At 67.0% G+C, this 9656-nt stretch carries 11 protein-coding genes; 1 reads left to right on the top strand and 10 read right to left on the bottom strand.

Annotation, left to right across the window (positions count from 1 at the left end):
• Positions 1-17: 17 nt before the first annotated feature.
• From Q0C59_RS16525 to hpaR, 9 genes are all read right to left on the bottom strand, one after another.
• Positions 18-812, bottom strand: coding sequence for a class II aldolase/adducin family protein (locus Q0C59_RS16525; protein ID WP_291217531.1), 795 nt, complete (start codon positions 810-812; stop codon positions 18-20).
• 11 nt (positions 813-823) lie between these two features.
• Positions 824-1651: an HpcH/HpaI aldolase/citrate lyase family protein gene (locus tag Q0C59_RS16520; RefSeq protein WP_291217529.1), complete on the bottom strand. Its 828-nt coding sequence runs from the start codon at positions 1649-1651 to the stop codon at positions 824-826.
• Positions 1652-1658: 7 nt separating this feature from the next.
• Positions 1659-2486 (bottom strand): 2-oxo-hept-4-ene-1,7-dioate hydratase, encoded by an 828-nt coding sequence (gene hpaH / locus Q0C59_RS16515; protein ID WP_291217527.1) that lies wholly within the window; start codon positions 2484-2486, stop codon positions 1659-1661.
• Positions 2487-2504: 18 nt separating this feature from the next.
• Positions 2505-2951 carry a 5-carboxymethyl-2-hydroxymuconate isomerase gene (locus tag Q0C59_RS16510; protein WP_291217525.1) on the bottom strand — a complete coding sequence of 149 codons (447 nt, stop codon included), beginning with the start codon at positions 2949-2951 and terminating at the stop codon, positions 2505-2507.
• A 5-nt stretch (positions 2952-2956) separates the two neighbouring features.
• The gene (hpaD, locus tag Q0C59_RS16505; protein WP_291217523.1) at positions 2957-3880 is read right to left on the bottom strand and encodes a 3,4-dihydroxyphenylacetate 2,3-dioxygenase; all 924 of its coding nucleotides are present in this window, start codon (positions 3878-3880) and stop codon (positions 2957-2959) included.
• A 309-nt stretch (positions 3881-4189) separates the two neighbouring features.
• Complete coding sequence (hpaE, locus tag Q0C59_RS16500; RefSeq protein ID WP_291217521.1) at positions 4190-5659, bottom strand: 5-carboxymethyl-2-hydroxymuconate semialdehyde dehydrogenase; 1470 nt, start codon at positions 5657-5659, stop codon at positions 4190-4192.
• Entirely contained in the window at positions 5656-6486 is an 831-nt protein-coding gene (locus Q0C59_RS16495) for a fumarylacetoacetate hydrolase family protein (RefSeq protein WP_291217519.1), read from the bottom strand. The genes hpaE and Q0C59_RS16495 overlap by 4 nt, the downstream gene beginning before the upstream one ends.
• Positions 6483-7130, bottom strand: a complete 648-nt coding sequence (locus tag Q0C59_RS16490; RefSeq protein ID WP_291217517.1) for a fumarylacetoacetate hydrolase family protein — start codon at positions 7128-7130, stop codon at positions 6483-6485. The genes Q0C59_RS16495 and Q0C59_RS16490 overlap by 4 nt, the downstream gene beginning before the upstream one ends.
• Positions 7127-7603, bottom strand: a complete 477-nt coding sequence (gene hpaR, locus Q0C59_RS16485) for a homoprotocatechuate degradation operon regulator HpaR (protein WP_291217515.1) — start codon at positions 7601-7603, stop codon at positions 7127-7129. The genes Q0C59_RS16490 and hpaR overlap by 4 nt, the downstream gene beginning before the upstream one ends.
• A gap of 78 nt (positions 7604-7681) precedes the next feature.
• On the opposite strand from hpaR, the gene Q0C59_RS16480 reads away from it, so the two are divergent.
• On the top strand, positions 7682-8734 hold the full coding sequence (locus Q0C59_RS16480; protein ID WP_291217512.1) for a nitronate monooxygenase family protein: 1053 nt from the start codon (positions 7682-7684) through the stop codon (positions 8732-8734).
• Here Q0C59_RS16480 and Q0C59_RS16475 read toward each other — a convergent pair.
• The coding region (locus tag Q0C59_RS16475) for a hypothetical protein (protein WP_291217510.1) at positions 8718-9656 on the bottom strand (939 nt) is incomplete at its 5' end. The two genes, Q0C59_RS16480 and Q0C59_RS16475, sit on opposite strands and share 17 nt — an antisense overlap.

Here is a 9656-nt window from a genome sequence, read left to right as displayed (position 1 = left end):
CCGTTGGCATCAGGTGCTCACTCCAGGTAGCTGCTGTCGAGGCGGTTCACCTGCCTCACCAGCGCGTCGAACACGTCACGGCCTGCGCCGTGGTCGGGGCTGAACTGTAGCGCGTCGCGCGTACATCTCGCAGCGATCGCCTCGGCAACAGGTATCGCAGCCGCAGCCCCACCCATGCTGAAGGTGGCCAGCTGGATTTCGCAGGCGCGTTGCAGCGTCCACAGGATGGCGAAGGTCTGCGGCACGGTGGCGCCCCAGGCCAGCAGGCCGTGGTTGCGCAGGATCACCGCCGGCTTGTTGCCGATGCTTTTGAGCAGGCGCGGCGCTTCCTCGGCGTGGATGGTGATGCCTTCAAAGTCGTGGTAGGCCAGCATGCCGTGCAGCTGCGCGGTGTAGAAGTTGGTCTGCTGCAGGCCGTCCTTGAGGCAGGCCACGGCCACGCCGGCTGTCGTGTGGGTGTGCATCACGCAGTGCGCGCCGGGCAGGCCGTCATGAATGGCGGCGTGCACGGTGAACCCGGCGGGGTTGACGCGGTGGCTTGAACCGTCCAGCACTTCGCCTTTCAAATTGATCTTCACAAGATTGCTGGCGGTTACCTCGGAGTAATGCAGCCCGAACGGATTGATCAAGAACTGCTTCTCGCCAATGGTCACCGAGTCGGGCAACCGCAGCGTGATGTGGTTGTAGATCATCTCCGTCCAGCCCAGCATCGCGAACACGCGGTAACACGCGGCGAGCTCCAGGCGGGTGGCCCATTCGTCGGGGTGCATGCCGGGAGGCAGCACGGTGGTGGCTTGCAGGGCGGCGTTCATGTTGGTCTCCCTCAGTAAGTGTTGGGGCCGGTCGCTACCGGACCCTTGAACTGGGCGAGCAACTGCGAAGCGCCCGCTGCCAGCAGCATGGTGTCGGCCCCCACGGCCACGAACAAGGCGCCGGCGGCCAGCCACTGTTTCGCGCCCGCCTCACTGGTGGCCAGGATGCCGGGCGCCTTGCCGGCGGCGCGGATACGGCGCACGCCATCGGCAATGACGGCCTGCACGTCGGGGTGACCTGCGTTACCCGGGTGGCCCATGGAGGCGCTCAGGTCGGAAGGGCCGATGAACACACCGTCCACCCCCGGCGTGGCGGCGATGGCGTCGAGGTTCTTCATGGCCTCCACCGTTTCCACCTGCACCAGCACACAGATCTGGTCGTTGGCCTCGTGGACGTAACGTGCGTGCGCCTGCCAGCGCGAGGCCCGTGCCAGCGCGCTGCCCATGCCGCGGATGCCGGCGGGTGCGTAGCGCGTGGCCTTGACCACCAGATCGGCTTGCTCGGCCGTGTCGATCATGGGCACCAGCAGGGTCTGCGCGCCAATGTCGAGGTGCTGTTTGATGAGGGCCACGCCCACGTCGCCCGTGCCCACGGGCACGCGGACGATGGGGTGGGAACGCGCGTCGCCAAAAGCCTGCTGCGCACTGGCCACGGCCTGCAACTGCGCCAACGTGTTGCGCACGTCGTTGGGTGCGTGTTCACCATCGATCAGCAGCCAGTCGTACCCGATGCCGGCGAGCAGCTCGGTGCTGTAGGCGCTGGCCAGCGCGGCCCACAGGCCGATCTGCGGTGTGCCGGCGGCGAGCGCCTGTTTGAATGTGTTGATGGGTGTTTGCATGTCGGTCTCAGACGAACTTGAACTTCAGGCAACCGAGCGGGCCGTAGTCGGCCTCGAACAGGTCACCCGCCTTGGCGGCCACCGGCCGCGTGAACGAGCCGGCCAGCACGATCTGGCCCGCGCGCAGCGACTCGCCCCAGGGCGCGAGCTTGTGCGCCAGCCAGGCGATGCCGATGGCGGGGTGGCCCTGCACGCCGGCAGCGAGGCCTGTTTCTTCCACCACGCCGTTTTGCGTGAGCACGGCACCGCACCAGGGCAGGTCGGTGGTTAGCGGGTCGGCGTGGTAACGCTCGTCGCCCGAGCCCATCACGATGCCGGCGTTGGCCGCGTTGTCGCTGATGGTGTCGAACACCTTGCGCATGACCTTGGTATGGCGGTCGAACTGCTCGATGCGCGCGTCGATGATCTCGATGGCCGGCGTCACGTAATCGGTGGCATTGATCACGTCGGCCACCGTCACGCCGGTGCCCTTGAGCGGGGCCTTGAGCACGAAGGCGAGTTCGACCTCCACGCGCGGCGCGATGAAGCGGCTGGCGGGAATCTCCAGCACCTGGCCTGCCGGCGCGGTGAACAGCATGCTTTGCAGCAGGGTGCCGAAGTCGGGCTCGTCGATCTGGCTGGCCATCTGCATGGCGCGGCTGGTGAGACCGATCTTGTGGCCGATGACCTTGTTGCCGCCGGCCACCTGCAACGCCACCCAGGCGCGGCCGACGCGGTAGCCGTCTTCGATGGTCATGCCGGGGAAGCGCTTGGAGAAGTGCTCCAGCGGCGTGCGGGTTTTCTCGGCGAGGTCGAGCTCGGCGGCGAGTTGCTGGATGAGGGTGTCGTCAAACATGGTGTCCTTGTTGAGCAGTCAGCCCCGGTTGAACAGCGGGTGGATGGAGCTGTTCTTGGCGTCGAACACCTCATGACCCTCGTCCACCTGCACGGTGATGCCGATGGGGCGTGCGGCGAGCTGCGCCGCGAAGTTGGTTTTCACGCAAGCCTGCAGCGCATCGCCCACGCGCTGGTGCGTGAGCGCGCTGCGGCCCTTGGCCATGCGCACGTTCATGTAGACAAACGCGTAGTCGCTGCCCAGGCCGGCGGCCTCGCCGGCCGCACCGCCGTCGGCCACGGCGCTGTGCGCAGCGGGGTAGGCGAGCACGCGTGTGCCGCCGGTGGGGAACACCTGCTTGTCGGTTTCGTCGCGCACGGCGAGCATGGCGTCGCACAGGGCGCGGCACAGGCGGCTCATGTCGATACCACCCTCCGATTCGGGCTTGTCGAGGTTGGGGGTGTAGAGGATGACGAGGTGGGGCATGGTGGTCAGAGTCGGGAGACGGTTTGGTAACCCTGCGCAGCTGAGGCTTGTGCAGCGGGAATGGCGGCACCAGTCTGCGGTGTGACGGGGAAAACGGCGTTGATCTGGCCGGTGCCGGAGGCACCGAAGTAGGGCGTAACGACTTCGGCCTGGCCTTCGTAGTCGCTCCAGCCGAGCGCGCCCAACATCATCGCCGTGTCGTGCATGAAGCCTTCGCCGTGGCCTTTGGCGGCGTACTCGGGCAGCATCTCGCAGAAGGTTTTCCACTCGCCCTGCTCCCACATCTGCACCACGCGGCGGTCGAGCGTCTCCAGGAAGGGGCTCCAGATCTTGAACGCGTAGTCGGGCGCCAGGCCGTTCTGGGCGAAGCGGTGGCTGAGCGAGCCGCTCGCGAGAAACGCGACGGTGCCGTCGTAATGGTCTTCCACAGCTTTGCGCATGGCCCAACCCAGGCGCACGCTGTCGTTGAGGTAGTGGGCCTGGCACAGCGCGGAGACCGAGATGGCCTTGAAGTGCTGGTCGGCGTTCATGTAGCGCATGGGCACGAGGGTGCCGTACTCGGGGCCCAATGTGGTGGCGTGGTGTGCCAGGGTTTCCACGCCGTGTTCGTTGCAAACCTTGGCCAGCAGTTTCCCGAGGGCGGGGTTGCCGGGAATCTCGAACGGCAGGTTGCTGATGAAGTGCGGCAGTTCGTTGCTGGTGTAGCGGCCTTCAAAGTGCGGTGCGCAGTTGAGGTGGTAGCTGGCGTTGACGAGCCAGTGGGTGTCGAAGACGACGATGGTGTCCACGCCGAGTTCGCGGCAGCGGCGGCTGATCTCTTTGTGGCCGTCGATGGCGTCCTGTCGCGTGCCCTTTCTCGGACCGTCGAGTTCGCTGAGGTACATCGAGGGGACGTGGGTGACTTTGGCTACCAGGGCTAGTTTTCCCATGTCTTGTTCCTCCTTGCTGCTTGCTGGTTGCTCCGTGGTTTGAAACCCTGGGGCGCCCACCTCCGCGAATGTCCCCCGGGGCCTTTGGCCCCTCCTCCTTTATTTCGCTGCGGTGGACACCCCAGGGTTTCAAACCACTGCGGGCCTCGCATGCGATTCGGTGAGCGCCCGCACGCTGCTTCGGAGCGAGCGGGCATGGCGCTCTGCGCAGCGAAATAAAGGAGGAGGCGGCTCCAGCCGCCGGGGGACATTCGCGGAGCAGAGCGCCGTGTCCGCTCGCTCCCGCCCACACGCATGAGTGAGAGCATTTCAACCCCCCCAATGCGGAATGTGATGCGACCCCAAAGACACCGCCACGTTCTTCGGCTCCAGAAACACCTCATAACTCCAGGTGCCCCCCTCACGCCCCGTGCCGCTCGCCTTGGTGCCGCCAAACGGCTGGCGCAGATCCCGCACGTTCTGCGAGTTGACGAAACACATGCCCGCCTCCACCGCCGCCGCCACCCGGTGCGCCCGGCCCAGGTTCTCCGTCCACACATAGCTGGACAGACCGTACTGGATGTCATTGGCCAGCTCGATCGCATGCGCCTCGTCGCGAAACGGAATGAGGCAAGCCACGGGCCCGAAGATTTCCTCTTGCGCGATGCGCATGCGGTTGTCCACGTCGGCAAACACGGTGGGCCACACATAGTTGCCTTTCGCCACACGCGTGGGCAACTCGGCCGCGTACGACGGCCGGTCCAGCCCGCCGCAGAGCAGCGTGGCGCCCTCTTTGGGACCCAGCTCGATGTAGCTGCGCACCTTCGCCAGATGCGCCCGGCTGATCATCGGGCCGACGATGGTTTTTTCATCCAGCGGATCGCCCACGGTGATGCGCTTCGCGCGCTCGGCGAACTTCTGCGCGAAGTCGGCGTAGATGCTCTGCTGCACCAGGATGCGGCTGCCCGCCGTGCAGCGCTCGCCGTTGTTGCTGAAAATCATGAACACGGCAGCGTCCAGGGCCCGGTCCAGATTCGCGTCGTCGAAGATCACGAACGGACTCTTGCCGCCCAGCTCCATGCTGAACTTCTTCAGGCCCGCGCTTTGCACGATGCGGTTGCCGGTGGCCGTGGACCCGGTGAACGAGATGGCGCGCACGTCGGGGTGCGCGCACAGCGGCTCGCCCGCTTCCTTGCCGTAGCCGTGCACCACGTTCAACACGCCGGGCGGAATGCCGGCCTCCAGTGCCAGCTCACCCAGGCGCGCGGCGGTGAGCGGGCTGAGTTCGCTCATCTTCAACACCGCGGTGTTGCCGAATGCGAGACACGGCGCGACCTTCCAGGTGGCCGTCATGAACGGCACGTTCCACGGGCTGATGAGTGCACAGACGCCGACCGGGTGGAACAGCGTGTAATTCAGGTGCGTGGGCGTGGGGTAGGTGTGGCCGTCCACGCGAGTGCACATCTCGGCAAAGTAGTGGAAGTTGTCGGCCGCGCGCGGGATGAGCTGTTTGCCGGTTTGCGAAATCACCTGGCCGCTGTCGTTGGTCTCGGTCTGGGCGATCTCGGGCACGTGGGCCGCGATCAGTTCACCGAGCTTGCGCATGAGCTTGGCGCGCTCGGTCGCGGGCAGGCCGGCCCACTTCGGGAATGCGTCTTTGGCGGCCTGCACCGCCGCGTTGACCTCGTCCGTGCCACCGGCGCTCACCTCGGCCAGCACGTCCTGCGTGGCGGGGTTGATGGTTTCGAAGGTGGTGGCGCTGGCCACGGACTGGCCGTTGATGAGGTGCTGGATGGTCATGTCTTGTCTTTCTCCCTCTCCCGCTGGCACAGGACTGGAAATTGGGTTGGGGTGAGGGCGGGCCCCGTGATGGTGTTGACCAGATCGCCGATGCCTTCGATGGACGTGACTACCACATCGCCGGGCTGGCAGTCGACCACGCCGTCGGGCGTGCCGGTGAGGATGAGGTCCCCGGGTTGCAGCGTCATGAAGGCGCTGAAGTACTCGATCAGCGTGGGCACGTCGAAGATCATGTCGCGCGTGCTGCCCTGCTGTGTGACTTTTCCGTTCACGGTGGTCTGCAACGCGAGGTTCATCGGGTCGGGCACTTCCGCCGCATCCACCAGCCAGGGCCCGATGGGTGTGCAGGTGTCGCGGTTCTTCACGCGCAGGTTGGGGCGGTACCAGTTCTCCAGGTAGTCGCGGATCGCGTAGTCGTTGGCCACGGTGTAACCGGCCACAAAGTCCAGTGCATCCGGTTTATTCACTCGTTTGGCGGTGCGGCCGATCACCACCGCGAGTTCACATTCGTAGTGCATGTGCTGCACGCCGACCGGGCGCACAGTGAAACCGCGGTGGCCGGTGAGGCTGGCTTCGCCCTTCAGAAAGGCGAGTGGTTCGTCGGGAGCCTTGAAGGCGAGTTCTTTCGCGTGGTCGGCGTAGTTCAGGCCGAGCGCGAGGATGGTGCGCGGGCGACCGGGTGGGTTGGGGGCGAGCGGCGGCAGCCACACGACCTCGTCGAATGCCACGCGGCGACCCTTGAAGGCCGGGGTGAGCAATTCCAGTTGGCCGTCGACTTCGACTGCGTCGTGAACCGCGCCGGCCCAGGCGATGCGGGCGTGCTTCATGGTTTCTCCTCCGCCAGGAAGCTGTGCACCGCCGGCTTGAAGCCGGTGGCGCTGATCTCCACCGTGTCGCCCGCGTGCACCAACGGGCGCGAGCCATCAGGCAAACAATCGCTGCCCAGCATCAACACGTCGCCGAGGCGCAGCGTCATGAATTCGTTGACGTCGGCCAGCAGCGTGGCGGCGTCGCGCACCAGCTCGGCCAGCGCCGTGGTCTGGCGGTGCACGCCGTTGATGCGCAGCTCCAGCTGCAAGCCGTTCAGACCATCCAGTCCGCCCAGGCGCTGCAGCGGCACGCACTCGGGGCCGATGCCGAGGAAGCCGTCCACGCACTGGAACTTCACGGGCGGGCGGTAGTAGCTCTCGTGCACGATGGCCAGGTCGTTGAACAGCACGGCGCCCGCCACGCCGGTATCGCCCATCACCAGCCCGAGCGTCGCGGCCACCGCCACCGGTTGGCCAGCGGGCAGCGCGATGCTGTGGCCGGCAGCGGTGAAGGTGTTGGCGGTCTTGATGTAAAGCACCGGCGCTTGCGGCGGCGCCTTGTAAGGGGCCTCGGTCATGCGTGGCGCCCACAGCGCGTGCTCGCGGTGGAAGTTCATCAGCGTGCCGTAGACGGTGCCCTCGGGCATCCAGTGGTTGTTCATTCGGTGTCCTCTTCGGTGACTTCGACCGGCTGCTCCAGCGCGATCACCTCGTCGAGCAATCCATACAGCTGCGCCAGCCGCGCCTTGCCCAGGCGCTCTTCCATCCACGCGTAGTGCGACTCAATGGTGGTGGACAGTCGCTTGACGAGTTTCAGCCCGGCCGGCGTGGCGCGCACCACGGTGCGCCGAGCGTCCTGCGGACAGCGACCGCGCGCGATCAGGCCGTCGCGCTCCATGCGGGTGAGCACGCCGGTGAGGCTGGGGCCGAGCAGAAAAGCTTCGCGCGCCACGCGGCCCGTTTCCACGCCGCCGGGCAGGCGCGCGTGTTCGCCGAGCACGCGCAACACGCGCCACTGCTGGTCGCTCAGGCCGTGCTCGCGCAGGCTGGGCCGGGTGTGCAGCATCACGGCTTCGCGGGCTTCGAGCAGCAGGCGCGGCAGGTTGCGGTGGATGAAGGGGGTGGCGTCGCTCATTTAGTTAACATGTTAAATGAATGGCCTGTTACACGTTTGAGGGTTTACCCGGCCAATGGCCGCGCGGAGAATGCGCGCATGAACGCACTCACCTCGCTGCTCGGTACCGACTTCCCCCTGATCCAGGCGCCCATGGCCGGCGTGCAGGGCGCCGCGCTCGCTGTTGCGGTGAGCAACGCAGGCGCGCTGGGCTCTTTGCCCTGCGCCATGCTCGGGCCCGATGCACTGGAGCGCGAACTGAGCGCGCTGGCCGTCGGCACCACACGGCCGTACAACGTCAACTTCTTCTGCCACACACCACCCGTGCCCGACGAAGCGCGCGAGGCCGCCTGGCGCGCCTGGCTGGCCACCTACTACCGCGAAGCCGGGCTGGACATCGACGCCGTACCCGCCGGCCCGGGGCGCGTGCCGTTCAACAGCTCCTCTGCCGATTTGCTGGAACGTTTCAAGCCCAAGGTGGTGAGCTTCCATTTCGGCCTGCCCGACCTGGACCTGCTGGACCGCGTGAAAAGCTGGGGCAGTGTGGTGCTGGCCTCGGCCACCACGGTGGAAGAGGCGCACTGGCTGGAAGCCTTTGGTGCCGACGTGATCATTGCCCAGGGCGTGGAGGCCGGCGGCCACCGCGGCATGTTCCTCACCGACGACCTCACGACGCAGGTGGGCACGTTTGCGCTGCTGCCGCAGATCGTGGCGGCCGTGAGCCTGCCGGTGGTTGCAGCCGGCGGCATTGCCGATGCGGCGGGGGTGGCCGCGGCCATGGCGCTGGGCGCCTCGGGCGTGCAGGTGGGCACGGCCTACTTGTGCAGCACGGAGGCCACCACCAGCGCCCTGCACCGCGCTGCGCTGCAGAGCGAAGCGGCGCACCACACGGCCTTGACGCACCTGTTCACCGGCCGCCCGGCGCGCGGCATCGTCAACCGCGTGATGCGCGAACTGGGCCCCATGAACCCGGTAGCGCCCGCGTTTCCGCTGGCCGGCGCGGCCATGGCGCCGCTGCGTGCGCACTGGGAAGCCAAGGGCAGTGGTGACTTTTCACCGCTGTGGTCAGGGCAGAACGCCAGCGGCTGCCGCGACCTGCCGGCGGCCGAAATCACTCGCTCGTTGATCGAGGGCTTCAGCGCTCGCGCATGACGGTGTCGCGCTGCGCGTTGAGCCAGCGCTTCACACGAACGCCGTTGCTCACCTGCTCCAGGTCGTGTTCGATGTCGGCGATCGCCGCCTCCAGCCCCTGCGCCTGATCGATCCGGTTTTGCAGCAGCGTGTTGGCGTTGGGTGACAGCCCATCGGGCAAATCAAACTCATCCGCCAACGCGTTCTGCCGACCGGCGCGCTCGCGCTCCAGCTCGGCCACCTGGGCTTTGAGCAGCAAGGTGAGCGAGGCCAGGCGTTCATCCGACAGCTTGTGCACCGCTTCGGGGTCGGCCAGCTCGGCGCGGCTCTGGATCTGCAGCAAGGTGACGAGGTCGCGCTTTTCGTAGGCCGCGTTGGCCTCGCTCATGAGCGCGGTCTTCTTCAGGCGGGCTTGCGGGTCGGTTTCCCGGTCGGGGTGCAGGGCGCTGGCCAGCTGGCGGAACAGGCGGCGCAACAGGGTGTCGGCGTCATGCTGCTCGGTCTGGCGCAGCGCGGCGCCGGGTTTTTTGCGTTCGCGTTTGGCCTGCGCGGCTTCGCGCTTCTTGTCTTGTTCTTCTTCCTGGGCTCGGCGCAAGCGCGCCATGCCGGCCCGCAGCAACTGTTCGGCACTGAGGTCCTGGCCCTCGTCGTTCAGCGGCTCGCCCAGCACCGACTCCAGCCGCGCGCGCAGCGCATCGGCAGCGTCCTGCTTGATCTGGGCCAGGGTGCGCGGGCTGTGGCGGTCGTGCAATTCGCGCATGCCCTCTCCGGCCGGACCGCCGGATTCGACCAGATGGCGGGCGATCTGGCAGAGCACCGCGCGCGCCGTGTCGCACTGGCCCCGGCTGAGTTCCTTGCCCTGCAGGAACCCGTCGAGCGCCAGCGCCAGTTCGCGCTGGCCCTGTGCCAGCTGGCGGCGCAACGGGTCGATGGCGCCATGCAG

The sequence above is a fragment of the Hydrogenophaga sp. genome (assembly GCF_022844385.1).
GTDB lineage: Bacteria > Pseudomonadota > Gammaproteobacteria > Burkholderiales > Burkholderiaceae_C > Hydrogenophaga.
Note: the sequence above shows the minus strand (reverse complement) of the source record. Positions and strands in the feature narration are given on the sequence as shown.